This window comes from Gaoshiqia sediminis (assembly GCF_025907915.1).
GTDB classification, from domain to species: Bacteria; Bacteroidota; Bacteroidia; order Bacteroidales; family Prolixibacteraceae; genus Gaoshiqia; species Gaoshiqia sediminis.
Genome location: NZ_JAPAAF010000010.1, coordinates 42,438 through 63,253 on the forward strand (window position 1 = coordinate 42,438; position 20,816 = coordinate 63,253).

17 protein-coding genes are annotated in these 20,816 nt (G+C 47.8%); 9 read left to right on the plus strand and 8 right to left on the minus strand.

The features are described 5' to 3' along the window. Positions 1-29: 29 nt before the first annotated feature. Complete coding sequence (locus N2K84_RS09240; RefSeq protein WP_282591514.1) at positions 30-4,274, plus strand: hypothetical protein; 4,245 nt, start codon at positions 30-32, stop codon at positions 4,272-4,274. Positions 4,275-4,330: 56 nt separating this feature from the next. Here the strand turns inward: N2K84_RS09240 and N2K84_RS09245 are convergent, their stop codons facing one another. Beyond that, positions 4,331-5,275, minus strand: coding sequence for a glycosyltransferase family 2 protein (locus N2K84_RS09245; protein WP_282591515.1), 945 nt, complete (start codon positions 5,273-5,275; stop codon positions 4,331-4,333). A 108-nt stretch (positions 5,276-5,383) separates the two neighbouring features. Here N2K84_RS09245 and N2K84_RS09250 point away from each other — a divergent pair, with 108 nt between their 5' ends. Continuing rightward, positions 5,384-6,952 carry an ArnT family glycosyltransferase gene (locus N2K84_RS09250; protein ID WP_282591516.1) on the plus strand — a complete coding sequence of 523 codons (1,569 nt, stop codon included), beginning with the start codon at positions 5,384-5,386 and terminating at the stop codon, positions 6,950-6,952. A gap of 2 nt (positions 6,953-6,954) precedes the next feature. Here the strand turns inward: N2K84_RS09250 and N2K84_RS09255 are convergent, their stop codons facing one another. Beyond that, on the minus strand, positions 6,955-7,638 hold the full coding sequence (locus tag N2K84_RS09255) for a phosphatase PAP2 family protein (protein WP_282591517.1): 684 nt from the start codon (positions 7,636-7,638) through the stop codon (positions 6,955-6,957). 396 nt (positions 7,639-8,034) lie between these two features. On the opposite strand from N2K84_RS09255, the gene N2K84_RS09260 reads away from it, so the two are divergent. From N2K84_RS09260 to N2K84_RS09285, 6 genes are all read left to right on the plus strand, one after another. Then, the gene (locus N2K84_RS09260; protein ID WP_282591518.1) at positions 8,035-8,910 is read left to right on the plus strand and encodes a YicC/YloC family endoribonuclease; all 876 of its coding nucleotides are present in this window, start codon (positions 8,035-8,037) and stop codon (positions 8,908-8,910) included. Positions 8,911-8,963: 53 nt separating this feature from the next. Continuing rightward, positions 8,964-9,329, plus strand: coding sequence for a four helix bundle protein (locus N2K84_RS09265; RefSeq protein WP_282591519.1), 366 nt, complete (start codon positions 8,964-8,966; stop codon positions 9,327-9,329). A gap of 44 nt (positions 9,330-9,373) precedes the next feature. After that, a complete protein-coding gene (gmk, locus tag N2K84_RS09270) occupies positions 9,374-9,940 on the plus strand; it encodes a guanylate kinase (RefSeq protein ID WP_282591520.1) in 567 nt (188 codons plus the stop codon). 9 nt (positions 9,941-9,949) lie between these two features. Further along, positions 9,950-10,522: a nicotinate (nicotinamide) nucleotide adenylyltransferase gene (gene nadD, locus N2K84_RS09275; RefSeq protein WP_282591521.1), complete on the plus strand. Its 573-nt coding sequence runs from the start codon at positions 9,950-9,952 to the stop codon at positions 10,520-10,522. Between the two features lie 318 nt (positions 10,523-10,840). Next, a complete protein-coding gene (locus N2K84_RS09280; protein WP_282591522.1) occupies positions 10,841-11,854 on the plus strand; it encodes a GntR family transcriptional regulator in 1,014 nt (337 codons plus the stop codon). Positions 11,855-11,976: 122 nt separating this feature from the next. Further along, positions 11,977-12,435: a response regulator gene (locus N2K84_RS09285; RefSeq protein ID WP_282591523.1), complete on the plus strand. Its 459-nt coding sequence runs from the start codon at positions 11,977-11,979 to the stop codon at positions 12,433-12,435. Positions 12,436-12,456: 21 nt separating this feature from the next. On the opposite strand, the gene N2K84_RS09290 is transcribed toward N2K84_RS09285, so the two are convergent. The 5 genes from N2K84_RS09290 to N2K84_RS09310 all read right to left on the minus strand — a co-directional run bounded on the left by N2K84_RS09290 (position 12,457) and on the right by N2K84_RS09310 (position 17,452). Continuing rightward, entirely contained in the window at positions 12,457-13,203 is a 747-nt protein-coding gene (locus N2K84_RS09290) for an SDR family oxidoreductase (protein ID WP_282591524.1), read from the minus strand. Between the two features lie 118 nt (positions 13,204-13,321). Beyond that, the gene (locus N2K84_RS09295; RefSeq protein ID WP_282591525.1) at positions 13,322-14,530 is read right to left on the minus strand and encodes a C1 family peptidase; all 1,209 of its coding nucleotides are present in this window, start codon (positions 14,528-14,530) and stop codon (positions 13,322-13,324) included. 510 nt (positions 14,531-15,040) lie between these two features. Next, the gene (locus N2K84_RS09300) at positions 15,041-15,988 is read right to left on the minus strand and encodes an L-threonylcarbamoyladenylate synthase (RefSeq protein WP_282591526.1); all 948 of its coding nucleotides are present in this window, start codon (positions 15,986-15,988) and stop codon (positions 15,041-15,043) included. Positions 15,989-16,142: 154 nt separating this feature from the next. Then, positions 16,143-16,427, minus strand: coding sequence for a hypothetical protein (locus N2K84_RS09305; protein WP_282591527.1), 285 nt, complete (start codon positions 16,425-16,427; stop codon positions 16,143-16,145). A gap of 11 nt (positions 16,428-16,438) precedes the next feature. After that, the gene (locus N2K84_RS09310) at positions 16,439-17,452 is read right to left on the minus strand and encodes a phosphotriesterase family protein (RefSeq protein WP_282591528.1); all 1,014 of its coding nucleotides are present in this window, start codon (positions 17,450-17,452) and stop codon (positions 16,439-16,441) included. Positions 17,453-17,609: 157 nt separating this feature from the next. Here N2K84_RS09310 and N2K84_RS09315 point away from each other — a divergent pair, with 157 nt between their 5' ends. Beyond that, a complete protein-coding gene (locus N2K84_RS09315) occupies positions 17,610-19,577 on the plus strand; it encodes an alpha-L-arabinofuranosidase C-terminal domain-containing protein (protein WP_282591529.1) in 1,968 nt (655 codons plus the stop codon). A gap of 71 nt (positions 19,578-19,648) precedes the next feature. Here N2K84_RS09315 and N2K84_RS09320 read toward each other — a convergent pair whose 3' ends face one another. Continuing rightward, complete coding sequence (locus N2K84_RS09320) at positions 19,649-20,572, minus strand: DMT family transporter (protein WP_282591530.1); 924 nt, start codon at positions 20,570-20,572, stop codon at positions 19,649-19,651. Between the last annotated feature and the right edge of the window lie 244 nt (positions 20,573-20,816).

Sequence of the window (20,816 nt, forward strand, 5' to 3'; positions counted from 1 at the left end):
AAAACAATTTTGTTTTTTTACCAATCAGCATGACTGCAAAACACACATCCACAAAACGGCATCTTCTTCGTTGGACGACTTGGACAATGCTTAGCCTGTTGATTGGATGTGCCGCCTATATTTCTATCAAATCCGGCGAATTTGTTCAAAAAGGCATCAACAATTACCTGGCCGATGCAACCGGAAACGATTATCGGCTCACTTTTTCGGGCATTCAGGCCAACCTGTTTACCCAAAGCGTTTCCCTGGATTCGGTCCGGCTGGAGTCGCTAAAAAAAGAAGGCACGCACTATCGCTTTACGTCACTGTCGCTGCGTGCCGGTGGCATTTCAATCAGGGCGTTGCTACTGAACCACAAATTGACGGTTAACAAGCTCACTTTGGTTGAACCGGCGCTGGAAACATACAGCCCCGACGGCCGGATACAATCGGAAACCGACAAAAACGACCTGAAAAGAAAACTTGGACCCTTTTTCGGAAACCGACTCAAAAGCCTGTCCATAAACGAAATAAAACTGCACCACGCAAAAGTAAGTCATTACAACCTGACCGAAAATGCCGTGTTGCCCGATTCGCTTTCCAATTTTGACATTGGCATTGATCATTTTTTTATAGACCCGGTGACTCTCGCCCGGCACGAAGAATTGTTCCGGGCAGAAGAAATTTACTTCCGGATAGGAAACCTCAAACGCATGCTGGGCGACAGCCTGCACCGCCTTTCGGTAGATGAACTGACCTATTCGGTGCGGAAGAATAACATTACCGGAAAAAACATTCGCCTCGAACCGGTTGACTCATCCGGAGTGCCAGGCACCCGCTACTGGATTGAGGTGCCCGAAGTGAGGCTGAAATCCGGGAACCTGCGTAATGTTCTGGTAAACGACACCATCCGGATCGACTCGCTGATCCTCCGAAAAAGCGACATCCGCATCCGACCTTCGGCAAACAACGATGGACTGAACCTGCGCAAAATCAAAGAATACGACCTGTACCAGCTCATTCGCAACGACTTCAAACAAGTCAATATCAGCCACCTTTCATTCGAAGGGGAAAAAATGCGGATTGAACCGCGTACACAAACAGAAAATTCATTCCAGGAATTTAGACGGCTGAAAGTGGAGGTCGATCAGTTCCGGCTGGATTCGACCTCAGGACGGGAGCCTGCGAAAATCCTGTATTCAAATGTGGTCAGCCTGCATATTGAAGCGTACCTGCTGCAACTGAAGGATGGGGTACACCGGTTTGAAGCGGAAAATATTTCAGCTTCGAGCCAGGACAGCCTGATCCGGGCCGACAACCTGCGCTTGATGCCCATGACCAACAACCATAAACTTCCGGCCAGTGTACAACTGCATTGCGACAGTATCCGTCTGCTGTCGGTTGATCTGGCACGTTTGTTCCACCAGCGTGAAATGCCCTTACAGGAAGTAGCCGCATTCAAACCCGAACTCAAACTGCAACAATGGCACAACCCAACCGATAAAAACCGAAATAACAACAGCTTACTTTATCACTTTATCGGCGACTACATCAAAGGTGTGTATGCCAATGTAGTAGCGATCGAGCATGGTTTTTTTCAGGTTGACGATCTGCGCAGCAAGGCCGATACCGGGATCGTTACGGCTAATTTCGACTTTCGCCTCACCGATTTTTCGCTCGACTCGGTGAGCGCCCGCAGGACCGATAAGTTGTTTTTTGCCACCAACCTGGAATTGAGTTTCCGCGATTACCAGATGAAACTGGCCGACCAATTGCACCAACTGAAAATCGAAGAAATTACCGTATCGAGCCAGCAAAAACAGGCAGCCATCAAAAAACTACAACTTTTCCCGGATGAAAATCAGAACACAGAAGCGCTCATGAAACAGCTCAACAGGAGCGAGCGCTACCGGATCAACATCCCGCAATTGCAACTGCGCAATACGGACATCCATCATGCTTTTTTCAATAAAAGACTAAATATCAACATATTTTCCATTGTCCAGCCGGAAATATATTTCGAAGTGTTTGCCAATCCGCGCCGGGGCGAAAAAGAATTCAACCCGGAAGAGTTTTATGAATTGCTCAACAACTACATCGCCCATATCGAAATCAATAAAATAGACCTGTCGAACGGGAAAATCCGGCTGGTAAGCCACAGCAAAAAAGGCCGCACCATTGACCTGACTAACAAATTCAACCTGGAACTCGACCATTTTGTACTGAATGACGAGGAACTGAAGAAAGACCGCCTGCTGTTTGCCGACCATTTCGACCTGAGCATCAAAGACCACTTGTTCAAGCTGTCGGACAATGTACACTTTCTGCAGGCCAGCGAAATCAGCATTTCGTCGCGAACCTCCAACGTATTGATCACCAAAGCGCTGCTGTATCCCGATATTACCAGCCCCGATTACATGAAACTACCGTGGCACATCCAGGTAAGCGCCCCCAGGATCAGCCTGAAAAACGTAGATCTCCACCAAGCCTATTTCAATCAAATACTCGATGTGGAATATTTCAAGCTCAACGCTCCGGTGGTCGAAATTTACCGGAACAGCAACGGAAAAGGAAAATTCAATTTCAGCGACATCAGCGTGCCGTTGCCCGAAGAAATGAAAGAGCTGAACGTACAGCAAGTGGCCATGAACAAGGGACTGCTGAAAATTTACAACATGGATGGCTTTCAGAAGAACCAGACGGTGAATGCCACGGTCGATTTTGAGGTTGAACAAGCTAACCTGAAAAGACCGGCGAACGATAAAACCGCCCGGTTTACTTCGTCCAACATCAAAACCCTGATCTCACGCCTGCACCTCACCCCCGAGAAAGTAGCTTACACGATGGATGTGGAAAGCATCAGTTATTCATCGGCAGACAAGCAACTTACCTTTGCAGGGTTGGATATCCGTTCGAACCGGGAAAACGACCGGCTGGCACTGGCGGGCATCAGCATGCCCTTGCTGCGCTTCAACGGGCTTGACCCCACGGAGGCCTTTCAGCATAACCGGTTTCATGCCGAACAGATCCGGATGAGCCAACCCATTTTCAAACTGAATGTAACCGAAACGAAACGAAGCAACAATCCGTTGTTCATCAAGTTGCCTCCCGACCTGCAAATGGTGATGGACGAACTCTCTGCCCGCGAAGTATCGGTGGATGGAGCAACGTTCATTATTCAAAACAAAGGCGAAATCACCCGGCATGATCAGGTTGACCTAAAGCTGGAACAATTCAGGCTGGACAGTACCCTGTCTGAAAAAACACTGGGGGCCGAAAACCTGGAAATCGTCAAAAACAACCATCATTTCTCGGATAAAAAGAAACGTTACAACCTGGTGGTTGACCGTATCGCTTACACGGGCAACAAGCAACAATTAACTTTTTCGGGCATCCATATCCAACCGAAATACTCCCGTGAGAGTTTCCAGCAGGCTATCCGCTTTCAAACCGATTATTACTCCGGCGATATCGATCAGCTGGCATTTACCGGAATCGATACCGATCGTTGGTTTGCCAAGCGTGAATTTACGGGCAATCAAATCCTGGTTCACGGCGCACGCGTGGACATTTACCGGGACAAACGCACACCTTTCAACGAAAAACAACGTCCGCCCCTGCCCCAGGAACTAATCAAAACCTTTGACCTGCCGTTCTATTTCGATTCGGTGAAACTGATCGGTTCGGAGGTTAGTTACGCCGAGCAATTGGAAGGAATGCCTGCCCCCGGCTACGTGAAATTCACCCGATTGAACATGCGCCTGCACCCGTTCACCAATCTCACTTACCTGCGAAACCTGTCCCCAACCCTCCGGATGGCAGCATCGGCCAGGTTGATGAACGTAAGCGACCTGAACGTGAATATGACCTTCAATATGAATTTGCCAAACTATCCGTTTACTGCCACCGGATCACTTTCACCATTCGACATGACTGTGCTGAACCCTATAACGGAAAACAATGCCAGCATCCTGGTACGATCAGGGCAGCTCAACCGCTTCGATTTTGAATTCTCGGCCGATGCCGAAAAAGCGAACGGCAAGCTCCGCTTTGCCTACGACGATCTGAAAATTGCCATCCTCGAACAAAAAGACGGCGACACCAAAGAGGCCAAGTTCGCCAGCTTCCTGGCCAACAGCCTGATGCTGAAATCCAAAAATCCGCGTACCCGGTTCCTGCTGCCCGATGATATTTACTTCAGGCGCGACCAAAAGCGGTCCATCATCAACTATTGGTGGAAAACCATTTTCAGCGGCGCAAAAAACACCTTTGGCATCAAGGACGAAAAAGAATAGTGCAGCATCGTCCATACCCGAACCAAGAACGCCGTGAAATTCAGGAAAAAGAGAATTTACTCGCTTTTTACCGGAGCTACTTTCCGAATGCTGTATGGTTTTTTGTTTTGCGACTCAAAGTAGGTACGCATTTGCATTTCGGCCACAATCCCGATGGTAATAAACTGGATACCTGCCACTACCAGTAGAAGCCCCAAAATAAGCAGTGGTTTTCCCCAAATGTCGTTGCCCAATATCTTCAGCACCAACAGGTAAGCATTAATGAGGATTCCCAATCCGAAAGTGACAATCCCCAAACCACCAAAAAAGTGCATGGGCCGTTGCATGTATTTCTTGAAGAAAACCATCAGCAACAAGTCGCTGAACACACGCGTAGTACGGCTCAGATTATACTTTGACTTGCCAAATTCCCGGGCCCGATGGTTCACATCCACCTGGGTCAACCGGCTGGACCCTTCGAGGGCCAGCAAAACGGGAATGAAGCGGTGCAACTCACCGTAAATGTGTATGCTTTTTACAGCTTCGTTTGTAAAGAGTTTCAGCGTACAACCTAAGTCTTTCATCTGGGTACCGGTAGATTCGCGGATGATGTAGTTGGCTATTTTACTGGGAATTTTACGCAAGAAGGCGCCGTCCTTCCGGTTGGCCCGCACACCGGCCACCATGTCCCATTGGCCATCTTTGCACATTTTCAGCATCATCGGGATATCGGCTGGATCGTTTTGCAAATCACCGTCCAGCAAAACAACATAATCTCCCTGCGCTTCATCGATCCCTGCCTGCAAGGCCGAGCTTTGCCCGTAATTACGCTTCAGTTCTACCAAAATAAAGCGTTCGTCATTAATTGCACGGATTTCATCGCGGGTCTTGTCGGTTGAGCCATCGTCCACAAAAATGGCCTCAAAATCTAAATTGGCCAGAGCGGCTTTTATCTGCTCACTCAGTGGTTTGATATTCAACTCTTCGTTGTAAACACAAACGACCACACTTAATTGTTTCATAATTTTTCGTTTATCAATCGTTAAAAGATTTTTTACTTATTTTGAAGGACGAAATTAAGAAAAGTGACCAAACAATTCATTCCCTCACGATTAAACTTTCAGTAAGTCATGATCAGGAAAATCCATGATTTCAGGTATTTCTCCCTCCTACTGTTTATTACGGCGGTCCTGCTTTATTCATCTAACATTGGCGGAGTCAGCATCTACATTCTCGACGAAGCCAAAAATGCCGGCTGTGCCCGCGAAATGTTCGAACGAGGCGACCTGATCGTGCCCACCTTCAACCAGGAACTGCGTACCGACAAGCCACCGTTGCATTATTTTTTCATGATGCTCAGTTACTCGCTTTTTGGCGAGAATGCCTTTGCAGCCCGGTTCTTTTCAGCGCTGTTTGGCGCCCTGACCACCCTGATCACCTACCGGTTTGCCCGGAAATATGCCGGAGTGGAAACCGCCTTTTGGACCGCCGCCGTGCTATTGGCATCGGTTCACCTCAGCATTCAGTTCCACCTGGCCGTGCCCGATCCGTACCTGATTTTTTTCTTTACGACCGGCGTGATGTCGTTTTACGCGGCGGTAAAAGAGCGCAAACCGCTTTACCTCCTTTTAATGTACATCGCCATTGGGTTTGGCGCCTTGGCCAAAGGGCCGGTGGCCATCGGCCTTCCCGGGCTTATTTTTCTGCTCTTCCTGATTTTCAGCAAACGTTTTAGCTGGAAGGAAATACGCGCCCTAAAGCCACTTTGGGGCGCTGCGCTGGTGCTGGTAATCGCGCTTCCCTGGTATATTTTGGTGCACCTGAAAACAAACGGCGCCTGGACGGACGGCTTTTTCCTGAAACACAACCTGGGCCGCTTTACCGACGAAATGGAAGGGCATGGCGGTATTTTTCTGCTAACAATTGTTTTTGTGTTGATTGGCCTCTTCCCCTTTTCGGCCTTCGTGGTGCAGGCCGCCAAACAAGCCTGGAAAAACCGAAAAGATGATTTCACCCGGCTCAACTTGGTGGCCGGAGTGACCATCGTGGCGTTTTTCTCGGTGTCGCGCACCAAACTGCCCAATTACACCGTACCGGCCTATCCGTTTTTGGCCATGATGCTGGCGCAATACCTTTCAACGATCAGGATGAACCAGCCTAAAAGCAATATTTCCCTGCTTCTTTTGTTGTCTTTCAGTTTCATTCTCGCCCCCGGAATTTTCCTGGCCCTGAAACTGGACCCGGCGCTATCCCATGTAAATCATATTGCCTGGTATTTTTTGCCGTTCCCGGCCATCATGATGGCAGCCTTTTTCCTGTGGAAAAAAAAGAAGCCGGAACCGGCGCTCTGGCTTGTGACAGCCGGGGGAATGGCCACGGCCATCATCTTTTTCACACTGGCCTTTCCCGTCATCGACCGGCAAAATCCGGTGGCAAAAAGCCAACATCTGCTCGACGGGAAAGAAGTGAGGTATTTCGAAAAGTTTAACCCGGCCTTTGGTTTTGCCCTGCAAGAAGAAATACCACCCATCCAACCGGACGAATTTCAATCCTTCTTTCAGCAATACCCAAACGGAGTGATCATTTCAACCCGGAAAAAATTGGACCAGATTGAACTTCCGGAAGATTTGGAAGTCAGTTTTTCGGCACGCGACATCCTGGAAACGCCTACAAGCGTGCTGATTACCCGTAAACCCTGAAATTATTTGAATGAAATGCGGTAAATAGGCTTTTGAAAAATTTCGCCCTGATCAAATCCTGGTATCCGGCTGCTCACCCAAAGGGTAATTGCAGTGGCCAACATACCGAAAACCGAACCAAAATAAACATCGACAATGAAATGCTGGCACAAATAGATACGGGAAAAACCTACTGCCAGCGCCACAAAAAAGAACAAAACACCTGCCCATTGTTTACCTGTAAAGTAAGCTACCAGGCTCAGAAAACCGAAGATGGCCATGGTGTGCCCGGAAGGAAAACTGTTGAAATAATTAGGCTCTGCCGTGGTTACCAGCCGGTAAAATTCGTCGGCCCCAAAAAAGCTGAGTGGCCGCAGATAGCCGTGAAAAAATACATTCTTGAACAGGCCGGTCAGCAGGCCTGTCATTGCCAGGTTGAACAAGCCCATCAGGGCATAACGGATACGAAAAAAAGCAAGCAAAACAGCCACCACAGCAATAGTACTTCCCAGACCAACATCCGACAATAATAAAACGGGCAAATCAAGCCATTCTGCTGAATATTTATTGATCAGCATAACCAGGCTCCCATGCCTGAAAAAAAGCAACAGCAATAAACCCAAAGACAAAAAAAGCAAATAATACCGCATAAAACCGCGGAGTCCTTTATTGGGGAAAAGATACCGCATGCTACGTTTTAACTTCATTCTCTCCTTTTTTCAAGAAGCTGCTTGAGCTCCCTAATTTTTTAAGTTTTAAAGTTAAAGCAGTTAAATAAAACAGAACGTCATCCGAATATTAAGAAAAAGGAAAATAAAAGTAAAGCCCCCATTTCATAACAAAATGAATAACTGATACTTACCAGATCGAAAACGAATAATACAGAAAAACCAGTTGCAAATGCACCCAAATTTTTAACCGAAAAAAAACAATCAGACAACCTTAGCCACCGCCCATGAAATAAGTGAGCAATAAAAACACGGGGAAGCTTCCTAATCCCGGCATCCGGCAAACGTTCTGGTCAGACAAAGCAGTGGAGTGGAAAGCGATCTTTTTTCTGAAATAAAATTGGATTAACTTTGGCGGCAACTAAAAATTTACAAATGATCAAATCGATGACCGGCTACGGAAAAGCCGAATTTGAAACAGGGAACAAAAAAATCACCCTCGAACTGAAGTCGCTCAACAGCAAACAACTGGACATCAACTCGCGGCTTCCGATGCTGTACCGCGAAAAAGATCTGGTTATCCGCAAGGAAATCTCGGAAAAGCTGATTCGCGGAAAAGTTGATTTCTCGCTGTATATCGAAAACCTGGGGACCGAAAGCAACTCGGCCATTAACGAAAGCATCGTAACGGCCTATTTCAACCAGTTGAGCAACATACAGGCAAACCTGGGACTGCCGGTTACCGAACAGATTATGCAAAACGTCATGCGCCTTCCGGATACCGTAAAAACTGTTTACGAAGAGCTGAACGAGCAGGAATGGGAAAGCATTTTTGATAAAATAAAGTCGGTCATCCAATCGCTCGACCAGTTTCGCACACAGGAAGGACAGGCTCTCGACCGCGACATCCGCTCGAACATTGCCGACATTCAGCAACTGCTGAAACAGGTTGAACCGTTTGAAAGCACCCGGATCGAAAATGTTAAATCGCGCATCCTGGACGGACTGAACGAAATCAGCATCAATGGCAATATGGATAAAAACCGCTTTGAGCAGGAGCTGATTTATTACCTCGAAAAGCTGGATATCAACGAAGAAAAAGTACGCCTGACCAACCATTGCGACTACTTTATGGAAACGATGGACAACCCGGGCGACGTGGGTAAAAAGCTGGGGTTCATCGCGCAGGAAATCGGTCGCGAAATCAACACCATCGGCAGCAAAGCCAATGAAAGCAACATCCAGCGCCTGGTGGTGCAAATGAAAGATGCCCTGGAGCGGATCAAAGAACAATTGTTGAACGTACTTTAAAATAAAAGGCAAAAGTAAAAAGGCAAAAGTAAAAAGTACTTGGGTAACCAAAAATGAAAGATCTTCGATCACGACTATTTGATTTTGCCGTAAGATTTATCAAATTCTTGCGAACTTTGCCTGTAAACACTGAAAACAAAGTAATCCGCTACCAACTGACAAAATCATCAAGCTCGTCGGGAGCGAATTATGAAGAAGCACAAGCGGCAAGTTCGAAAGCTGATTTCATCTTCAAAACAGAGTTGGCCTTGAAAGAAATGAGAGAAAGTAATTATTGGTTACGACTTATTGAATCCATCCAGGAAGGAAATAATATTGATGTAATGGAATTGCATTTTTTGCAAAGCGAATCGGATGAATTAAAAAAGATACTTGCTTCTATCATCAAAAAAACAAAAGACCATCTCACAGGCAGCTAAATTATTTTTGACTTTTGACTTTTGACTTTTGACTTAAAAATAAAATGAAAGGAAAACTCATCATATTTTCAGCCCCATCGGGTGCCGGCAAAACAACCATTGTAAAGCACCTGCTGCAACAGGACCTGAACCTCGAATTTTCGATTTCGGCCACCAGCCGGGCAGCACGCCACACCGAAACAAACGGGGTGGACTACTATTTTTTAAGTCCGGAGGCTTTTCGGCAGAAAGTGGAAGACGGCGAATTTTTGGAATGGGAAGAGGTTTATCCGGGAACCTGCTACGGAACCTTGCTGTCGGAAGTGGAGCGAATCCGCAACAAAGGAAAGCATGTTATTTTTGATGTGGATGTGGTGGGCGGAACCAATATCAAAAAGTTTTACGGCGACGAGGCACTGGCCGTTTTTGTGCAGCCCCCATCCATCGAGGAGTTGCGCAACCGATTGGTTGGCCGTTCGACCGACTCGGCCGAAGTGATCGAAAAACGCGTGCAAAAAGCCGAATACGAACTGACCTTCGCCGCCAACTTCGATGTGGTGCTGGTGAGCGAAGAACTAAACGTTACCCTGGCCAATGCCGAGAAACTGGTAGGCGATTTCATCAACAAATAAGCGGAACACATGAAAGTTGGGCTTTATTTTGGAACGTACAACCCCATTCACATCGGCCACATGGCCATTGCCAATTACATGGTTGAATTCACCGAAATTCAGCAGCTTTGGTTTGTGGTGAGCCCGCAAAATCCCTTCAAAAACAAAAAACACCTGCTCGACGATTTCCAGCGCCTGGAACTGGTAAACCGGGCTATCGAAAACGATGAACGTTTCCGGGCCTGCGACATCGAGTTCCGGCTTCCGCGCCCCTCTTACACCATCGACACGCTCACCTACCTGAAGGAAAAATACCCCCGGCACGAGTTTTACCTGATCATGGGATCGGACAACCTGGAACATTTCCACAAGTGGAAAAACTATGAAATGATCCTTAACCACTATCAGCTGTTGGTGTATCCGCGTCCGGGCTTTCAGCCGGAAAACATCCAACCCCATCCGAACATTCACCTGGTGGAGGCACCACTGATGGAGATTTCAGCCTCGTTTATACGCGAATCGATTGCTACCGGCAAAAACATCCGCTTCTTTGTTCCGCCAAAAGCCTGGCAATACCTCGAAGAATTGAATTTCTACCGGTAAACCAACAGACTGTTCCCGTTCGGCAAGAAATCTTATCAGCTGCTCTTAAACAGTTGGTCGAAAGCCAAAAAAATCATTTTCATCTAAAAACAAATGCAGATATTTATATATTTGCACAGTCCATATCAAGACGATTGATGTCGGAAATTGAACATCCACTATTTGGCTCGAATTTGTATTAGTATAGATTGCTTTTGAGATTCCCCGTTTCATAACAATGAAGCGGGGTCTTTCTTTTTAAGTTCTCCCGCCGGTTTACAACCAGGGTTTTAAAAGGTTGGACTTTTTTTATAATTTCAGCCCACCAAACCAAAAACAATGATCGAAAATTCCAGAATCAATTCCGAATCAGAAGTTCCGCTGTACAAACAGGTGGAAGATCTGATCGTTTCGGATATTGAATCCGGTATTTTTAAACCGGGACAGCGGATCCCGTCCATCAACGAAACCAGCGAGGAGTTGCTGCTTTCGCGCGACACGGTGGAGAAGGCCTATGTTCATCTGCGTAAAAAAGGCATCATTTCGTCGGTCCGCGGCAAAGGCTATTACGTCAATAAAACCGATGTGGGCAAAAAGCTAAAAATTTGCCTGGTGTTCAACAAGCTCAGCAACTACAAACGAAGCCTGTACAACTCATTTGTACAAACGCTGGGGCCCAAAGCTGGCGTGGACGTGTTCATTTATCATTACGACATTGCCGAATTCGAAAATATCATCGACAACAACCTCAGCCACTACGATTATTTTGTGATTTTGCCCCACTTCCGGAACGAAAATGCCGACATTGGCCGGGTCATCAAAAAAATACCGACTGAAAAAGTGTTGATTGTTGACCGATACCTGGATGAGCTAAAAAACTATCCGGTAGTTTATCAGGAATACGACAAGGATATCCAAGATGCATTATCCCAAGCGCTGGACTTATTGCGTAAATATGACCGGCTGAACCTGGTTTTTCCGACCAACGAATATTATTCACCCTATATCCGGAAAGGCTTCGCCGTTTTTTGTCAGGTGCACCAATTTGAATACCGTATCATCGACACGCTGGACGAAAATAACATCTGCCGAAAAGAAGCTTATATAATTATCTCAGACAATGATTTGTACTACCTCATCAAATTCATCAAAACAGTCGGATGGACGGCCGGCAAAGATATTGGCCTAATTTCGTACAACGAAAACCCGGTAAAAGAATTACTGTGCGAGGGCATTTCAACCATATCGACCAACCACGACGAAATTGGACAGAAAGCAGCGGAGATGATCCTGAAAAAAGATTTCAAGCATATTAAAAGCCCCTTTGAGTTTATCCGGAGGGCTTCGCTGTAAACAAACAAAAGTTATCAACTTCCGGTCAATTTATCAACAAAGCAGCCACTGTCATCTGATTGATTTTTATCTTGTGGGGGAAATTGCGTTTCGTCATGTTAAAGCTTAAATGCATTTGTACCATGTACGAGGAAAAAGAAAACCCCACGGATCCAAAAGCCGGACTAAACATTTTGATCGCTGAAGACGAAGAATACAATTACCTGTTTCTGTCCGAAGTATTAAGTGACTATCAGGTTAACCTGACCCGGGCCTACAACGGGAAAATGGCTGTTGACATCTGCGCAAAAGACACAAGCATTCAACTGGTTTTGATGGATATCCGCATGCCGGTAATGGATGGTTATCAGGCCACACAGCTCATAAAACAACAACGCCCTCACCTGCCGGTGATTGCTCAAACCGCTTATGCCATGGAAGCAGACCGCAGCCGTGCCCTGGAAGGAGGTTTCGACGATTACCTGTCGAAGCCCCTGCGAAAAGCCGATCTACTGAAAATCATCGACCAATATGCTCCTGAAAATTGCCCGCTGAGGGAGAAAACGCCCAGCATCGTTAGCGGCCGGGAAGGTCTGGAATAGCTGGGGCAATAAAAATCCGTTTTAGCAATAAATCATCTTTTTGGTCATTCCGCCGTCGATTACAAAATTCTGTGCGGTGATGAAGTCGTTTTCAGGCTGAAGCAGGAACAGCACCATATTGGCAATGTCTTCGGCCCTGCCTACCCGTCCGGCCGGGTGTTGCGCATGATCCTCCGCTGACAGGTGAACTGGTCGTTGCTGCGATTTCTTCTTCAAGGCTGACACTTCAATCCATCCCGGGCTGATGGCATTTACCCGCACATCGGGCGCCAGGCTCATGGCCAGGGCGTGGGTCAGGGCGAGCAAGCCTCCTTTGGAGGCCGAATAAGCTTCGGTGTTCGGCTCCGATTGTAAAGCGCGGGTAGAGCAAAGGTTAATGATAGAACCTTTGTTTTGGCGCAGCTCGCCGGCTGCATATTTGGCACACAAAAACGGGCCGGTAAGGTTGATAGCCAAAACACGCTCCCACTCGGCCACCTGCAATTCGGTTATCGGCTTGTCGATCTGCACCATCGCATTGTTTACCAGACCATCTATCCGCCCAAATGTTTCGACGGCAAACTCCAGCGCTGTTTTTACCTGAATCTCGCTGGATACGTCCGTTTCCACGACGAGCAGATTTTCGGAAGGGAAAATTTCCTTCAACTCGCGAATGGCTTCTTCGTCCACTTCGAGTACCGTTACCCGAAACCCTTTCTCCAGTAACAGCCGGGTGATCATGCGGCCAACCCCCTGACCTCCGCCGGTAACAACAATGTTGCGTTTCATACAGTCGATTTTTAATGGTTAGCTTGTTTCAACCGTAAAGGTACAAAACCGACAGTTCTTCACGAAGGGTGCCGACAGACCCACAAAAAAAAGCCTCCGTTTTCAGGAGGCTTTCGGCTTATAAATTTAGTTTTTTGCGAATCGTTTTCGGAATGCCATCCTTGTGTACCATGATGCTCATGGTTTTGTATTTCACATAGGGCTTGGAGGCATAGAAATAGCCGTCATACTGGTTGTAGTTGCCCCACGAGTTTTTCACCTTATAATACGGATTGTCGTTTTGGTCTTTGGCCGTACCGGTGATCAACATCCCGTGGTCATCGGTGGTTTGATAGTTGTCGAAGTCCATCTGGCGCAGCTCTTGGGTGATGAGTTTTTCTTTACCCGGCTTGTTCAACGCATACAGTTGTTCTTCTTTTTCTTTTTCGGTGAGTTTTTCCCATTTGCCGATTTCTGCATCTGTCATGTCAGCTTTATCAACTTCAGGAACAACAGCAATACCTTGTTTTGAGGTACTGAATCCTTTTTCGCTTACATCTGCCGCCCAGGCAACTGTATAGCCGCTTTCTACGGAATAATCGATAATGGCCTCAAGTTCTTCCATCGGCACATTATACACTTCGCCCCACAACCAGTTGTCGGGCACCTCAATAATGAATTTCGAATAAAACGGGTGATGCGTGTATGAGCTGATTTGGATGTAATCGTCCATGTTCAGGCCAACGTAGTCGCTGGCAAAACTTTGCGGTGTATATTGCTTGCCCTCGTACTCAAATGTTTTGGGCAACTCGCCCAGGTACGAGTTCAGCGTTCCGCGAACAATTTCTTCCCAGGCCGTACTCAGCTTTTTGTTGCGGTTTTCCACCACGGCTTTTACCTGTTCTTCCAGCAGGCGGTCCATTTCGCCATGCACATGCTTCTCTTCGCCATAGTTTAAACCGGCGTAAGCCGATTCGGGCACGATGCCGTATTTTTTAATCATGGCAGTTACATCGTGGAAAGCGCCGCCAGCCGAAAAGTTGAGGTTGCCGTGCAGCCTGACTGTTTTAATGGCTTTTTCGAGATAGGTGTGCCAAACGATATACATTTCCGACAAATCCACTTCCGGTTTCCCCAGTCGGAGCATTTCGGCCTCCAGGAACGCCAGGCCCGAAAACGACCAACAGGTACCCGAGCGGTACTGGTCTTTCACCGGAGTAACCGGAATGTTTTTCAACTCGGTAAACAGATAGCCTTCTTCCTTGGTTGTGTCTTGCTGTGCCACGGCCCGGTTGCCCGAGAAAAGCGCCAGCATGGCCATCAACATCATCATCCTTACATGCTTCATCTTAATCTTTTTTTTACCCTTACCACATGCTGTTTTAACGGTCAGGGATGAATTTTCACGCACAGAAAAAAGTATTTTCAGTACGAAAAAATTCATGTTCGCTTCAAAAATAAAAAATATACACACACATTACCTGTCCGCCAGCGGATTATTTGACCCAAAAATTAACTTTCGGCCCGGTGCGATACGGTAAAGTTAGCAGATAGGTAAGATTCTCTTTACCTGCATTACACTGCTCCTGGTATTTTTTTCAGAAAAAAGATCAACTGCACCCATGCTCACGGTCCGTTAATGGTCCCGTTGAAGTCCATAGTTTTTCTATAATTTCTGTTAGGTTTCTCTAAGGTTTCTGTTAGTTAACTTATATAAACCTAGTTAAAAAATAGTTTAAATTTAGTAGTTGACAGGGAGCAGGTCCGGGCCGAAAGCGAACGAATAACAATCGGAGGCCGATCTTTCGAAAAAGTGAGGCCTCCGTAAGGAAATATACACCGAAGTAGCGGATACTTTTTACCTGCTTTTATGTGCTGCCTTTTTCAACCGGTCCATAATGGCAAGGCCGATACCATGCTCGGGTACGGGTTCTGCAACAATGCACTCCACGTCCGACTCTTCCAGTTGATGCATGGCGGCAAACAGGTTCACGGCATATTCCTTCAAATCCTGCGTGTTTGTCAGCCTTATAACCTGAGCAAAGCCTTCGGTGTGGTTGCCGGAATACGACAACAATCCGGCTTTCGTTTTGTCAACCCGCTGCAATACGGCATCGCTCAAAACATAAAACGGCTTAGTCGGACTGTAATGCGACTTCAGCATCCCGGGCGCAACCAGACTGGCAGGTTTTGCTTTTTCGGAATAATAAGGCACAACCTGCTCGATTTCTTCGCGGGTAATGATGCCATGACGCAGAATTTCAAAGCCTTTTTTGTTGAGGGTAATGATGGTGGATTCGATTCCGACATGCGTTTTGCCACCTTCCAAAATAAAATCAACCTCAGGCAGTTGTTTTCGGACATGCTGCGGAGTTGTGGGACTGATCCGTCCGAACTTATTGGCGCTGGGAGCAGCAATCGGGCAGCCGGATTTCCGAATCAGCTCCAGGGCAATTTCGTTATCGGGCATTCGGATGCCGACAGAGGACAAGCCCGAGGTAACCAGGTCGGGCACCAGATCTTTTTTGGGCAGCACCAGGGTTAACGGTCCGGGCCAGAACTTTTCAGCCAACCGGTAAACACGTTCATCACGGTTTAGCGTCAATTTTTCCAGATCGTTCAAATCGGCGATATGAACAATTAAGGGATCGAATGTGGGACGTTCTTTCAGCTCAAATATTTTGGCCACGGCCAACGGGTTCAACGCGTTGGCCCCCAGCCCGTAAACCGTTTCGGTTGGAAAGGCAACCAGCTTTCCTTCACGGATACACTGTGCTGCCTTTTCAATGCTTTCTTGCAAAGTCATTTTCATTGGTATTAATCCTAATTTCCCTTCGTCCGAAAATAATTCAGACGCTTCCAAACAGGTACTTGTTCCGGGCTGCAATTATCGCAATTTCCTTCCAATTTACCATCATCATGAACGATAACCCGTCCTGCTCTTGTTTGTATGGCCTATTTTAACAGCATTTTCGTTTCCTGGTACCGGCGCCGCCACCGCCAAAAAAGATCATCACGCCCAGCAGATAGCCAAAATTATACCAGCCTCCGGTATTTGGAAAGGCGTAAATTTCGTAGTCGGTAAACAGGCTCAGTATAAAACTGAACAGGATAATGAAACCGTGAAACAGTCCGTGAAGAAATCCGGGTGGATTTCCGGCGGGAACCACGCTTTGGGTGGCGCAGCCGGTGAGGAACAGGCTAACAGCCAACAACGTAAACAAATAAATGACTGATCTTTTCATGTTTTATGGTTTTATGGATTTGTGAATAGCCGTTTTTTTACGGTAAAGGCCGTGGCCGGATTGGTCACCAGCAGCTGGTTGAGCTCGGCATCGGTAAAGCCTTCCTGTCGCAGGCGAGGCAAAAGTTCGTCAAACAGCGGGGTGTATGGTTTGAAGGGCTGGTCGGGTTGGCCGGGATCGAACCAACCTGCATCGTGCGACAGCAATACGTTGTGCAGCAGCCCTTCTGATTTAAATTTGAGCAACAATCGGGGATAATCCTCACGATAGTCTTCCTTCCAGCCGTATTTGTCGAGCGAGATCCAGGCCCCCAGCCGGGCCACGCGAACCAACTTGTCCCAATCTTTCTCGTCGCTGGCGTGTGTCCAGATAAACGCTTCGGGCGAAACGCCTTCTTCGCGCAGTATGTCCAATTGCTGGAAAGCAGCCACAGCCGGCCCCGTATGGGCCATGATGGTGAGGCCGGTGGCTTTGTGGGTAATGGCGGCTGCCCGAGCCAGGGTGGCATGAAATTCGGACAGAGGCTTGCGGTCGACGCCGATTTTAATGAAGCCGGGCTTGATGCCGGTGCCTTCAATGCCTTGTTCAAACTCGGCAATCCAAAATTGGGCGATGGCCTCGGCGTCCATCAGTAATACCTGTTTGGGAATAAAACGGTTGTTTTGTGCGCCGTAAAAGCCGGTGTTGGTCAGGATGTGCAGGCCGGTTTCGTCCGACAGGCGTTTCAGCAGGCGCACATCGCGGCCCACATGCATCGGAGTACACTCCACGAAGGCTTTCACCCCGTGTGCCTGCAACTCTTTCAGAAAAGGAAGCACATGGGCAACGGCTTCATCCAGGGTGTAAGGTTCGGGCGCATTATCTGCCTGGCGGGTAAAATCAACCAGCACATGTTCGTGCTCAAGGGTTAGACCTAACTCATCGGCGCTAATTTCCCCGTTGACAGTGATAATTTTTCCCGCCTGGCGGGAAACGCAACCGGTTAGCAGCAGCATCAGTATAAGAATGGGTTGAATGCGCATCATTGGTTTGTATTGAATTAACCAAAGTTAAGCCGAAGAAGTTAATTTCTCTCATAAAAGTATTTGCTACTTTTATTTTTCATTCAAAACTGCCATATTTATGCAAGAATTTATCAACCAGTTTAATCATCAAACAATAACTATTTAACTACTCAAGACTATGCTAAAGAATTTAATGACCGGAATTTTCCTGTGGGCGCTGTTTGTGCAGCCGCAGGTTTTTGCACAGTCAACCATCACGGTGCAGGCCAACAAGCCTGGTGCTGAAATATCTCCAACCATGTGGGGTGTCTTTTTTGAAGATATCAACTTTGCTGCCGATGGCGGTATTTATGCCGAGCTGGTGAAAAACCGCTCGTTCAAATTTCCCGATCCCCTGATGGGCTGGAAAGTGCCCTTCCGCGACTCGATACGGGTTATCAACTCCCGGATCGACGAAAAAGACCACCGCTATCTGCGGTTGCCATCACTCAAGTCGACTCAACTCAACTATATTCAAAACCAAGGCTTCCGCGGCATGGGCATACACGGTGGCGAGAGCTATCGACTGGTGCTTGGCTCACGCGTAGCCGAAGGCAACAACCTATCGCTGCTGGTTGAATTGTTGAATGAGAACGGAGACCCAATCAGCAAAACCCAGCTTTCGGGTTTAACGACGAACTGGGACAAAAAAGAAGTGGTTTTTGAAGCTACAGCAACCTCGGCCAAGGCCAACCTGCGCATCAGCCTGCAAGGAAAAGGTGCCGTTGATTTTAACTACGTTTCGCTATTTCCGGTGAATACGTTTAAAAACCGCCCCAACGGCATGCGCGCCGATCTGGCTGAATTGCTGAATGGGCTGAACCCAGGCTTTCTTCGCTTCCCCGGTGGCTGTATCGTTGAAGGACATCACCTGGACTTACGCTATCAGTGGAAAAAGACAGTGGGCGACCTGGACGAACGCGAGCTGATCATCAACCGCTGGAACACCGAATTTATGCACCGCCATACACCCGATTATTACCAATCGTTTGGGTTGGGTTTCTTCGAATATTTTGTGCTGTCTGAGGATTTGGGCGCTGAACCGCTGCCTATTCTGAACTGCGGGATGGCCTGTCAGTACAACACCGGCGAACTGGCCCCGCTCGATGAGATGGAGGTGTACATTCAGGATGCGCTCGACCTGATCGAGTTTGCCAATGGCGATACTTCATCCAAATGGGGCAAGCTGCGGGCCGACATGGGGCACCCGGAGCCCTTCAACCTGAAATATGTTGGTATCGGAAACGAACAATGGGGGCACCAGTACCTGGAGCGCTACGACCTGATTGCTGCTGCCGTACGAGCCAAATATCCCGACATTCAGCTGGTCACCGGCTCGGGCCCTTCTGCTGATGGCGACCGCTTCGACTATCTGTGGAAAGAACTGAAAGGACGCCAGGCCGACCTGGTAGATGAGCATTATTACAAAGACCCCAACTGGTTTTTCAACAATGCCAGACGGTACGACAGCTACGAACGTGGCGGACTGAAAGTGTTTGCCGGCGAATATGCCAGTCACGTGCGCAACGAAAATATCAAGGAGGCCACTTCAAGCAACTGCTGGTTGGCGGCTCTCTCGGAAGCTGCTTACATGACCGGACTGGAGCGAAATGCCGATGTGGTGCACATGGCCTCGTACGCTCCTTTGTTTGCCCATGTAGATGCCTGGCAGTGGCGTCCCGACCTGATTTGGTTCGACAACCTGAAGGCAGTGGCGACCCCAAACTATTACGTACAACAACTGTATTCAACCCACAGCGGCACAAATGTATTACCGGTATCGGCTGATGGTGAGATTGTGGCCGGACAGGACAGCCTGTATGCCAGCGCCTCGCTGGATAAAAACACCGGTCGCATCTATCTGAAAGTGGTGAACGCCTCCAAAGAAGCGAAGGAGCTGGTGGTAAATTTCACCGGTCTGAAACCGGCCGCCAAAGAGGCCTTGCTGACCGAGCTGGCCGAAAACGACCTGACAAAATTCAACACACTGGATCAACCCGAAAACATTATTCCGCAGAAAGACAAAGCTGCACTGAAAGGCACCAAGCTAAGCCTGATGCTCAAACCGCAGTCGTTTGTGCTGGTGGATGTGGCGGGGAAGAAATAGGCTGTAAGATTTCGGATTAGCGATTACTGATCAGGGATTTTATGATTTTTTGGGATACCAAAGCCCTTCATTCATTCGGATGAGGGGCTTTCTGTTTTCTTCCGTTTCTTTTTCACCACCAACACGGCGCCGGTGAAAACAATAGCCGCACCCAGCAGTGAATACACTGAAAACCGTTCGGCATCTATCCACGAAACCTGTAATTCGGAAAAGATTCCCATCGTGATGAAGGTAATAATCGGGTTGAGCAGGATGATGATGCTGACTTTGTTGGCTTCGGTGTGGCGTAAGGCCACAGCCAACGAACTGTAGGCTATCAGCGTGTTTAGCCCCAAAAAGATCAGCAAGGCCCACCACACCCATTCCAGTTGAGCAAGCGGGGCAAAATCGACAAAGGGCAGGTAAACCAGCGCCGGAAACCCAAACAAAAACAGGTTGAGCACCGCCGGGGCATGGCTCTGAACCAGTTTCTTCTGCAGAACAGCATATATCGACCAAGCCGCCGCTCCGCTCAGGGTAAACAAGTATCCCAGGTTGTACTGGCTCTCCTGACCAATCATCAGCTTGATTTGCTGGCTGTAAAACAGGAGGAAACCGGCAATGGCGAGGACAAAGCCAAACAGTTGCTGAAGGCGAAGCCGCTCTTTGAAAAAAATAACCCCGGCCAACGCAAGCAGAATCGGGCCGGTTTGGATAACCAGCTGGGCATTGCTGGGACTGGTATAGTGGATCCCCAACATAAATCCCAGGTAGTTCCACGAAAGGGCTATGGCGGCAAAAATAAGCAGCAGTGGCGGACGCACCAGGATTTTCAGACTCTGGGGTTTGTGAACCAATTGCCAGACCGATAGCACACTAAAAGCCACGACAAACCGAAACCAAACAATGGTTTGCGGTTCCACTTTCTGCACGGCCACTTTCAGCGCAATGGCCAAGAAGCCCCAGAAGAAAGCCGTTAGGCAAGCAAATGCGATCCCTTTTTGGTTGCTGGTCATTGGTTACTGGTTATTGGTCATTAATTGTCAGTGGGCCTTCGACTCCCCCTTGCGCTTTTTCCTTAGATCATGAATCGTTATTCTGTAATCGCTAATCCGCTTACCTCATTCCAGGTGACCCGATCATGAAGTCATCAAACCATTTATCACCCCAATCCGATTGGGGGATATCGCTAACCCACCGCTTTCTCAACCCCGAAGCGGGTTGAACAAAAAAGCCACCGGATAAATTCTGGTGGCTTTC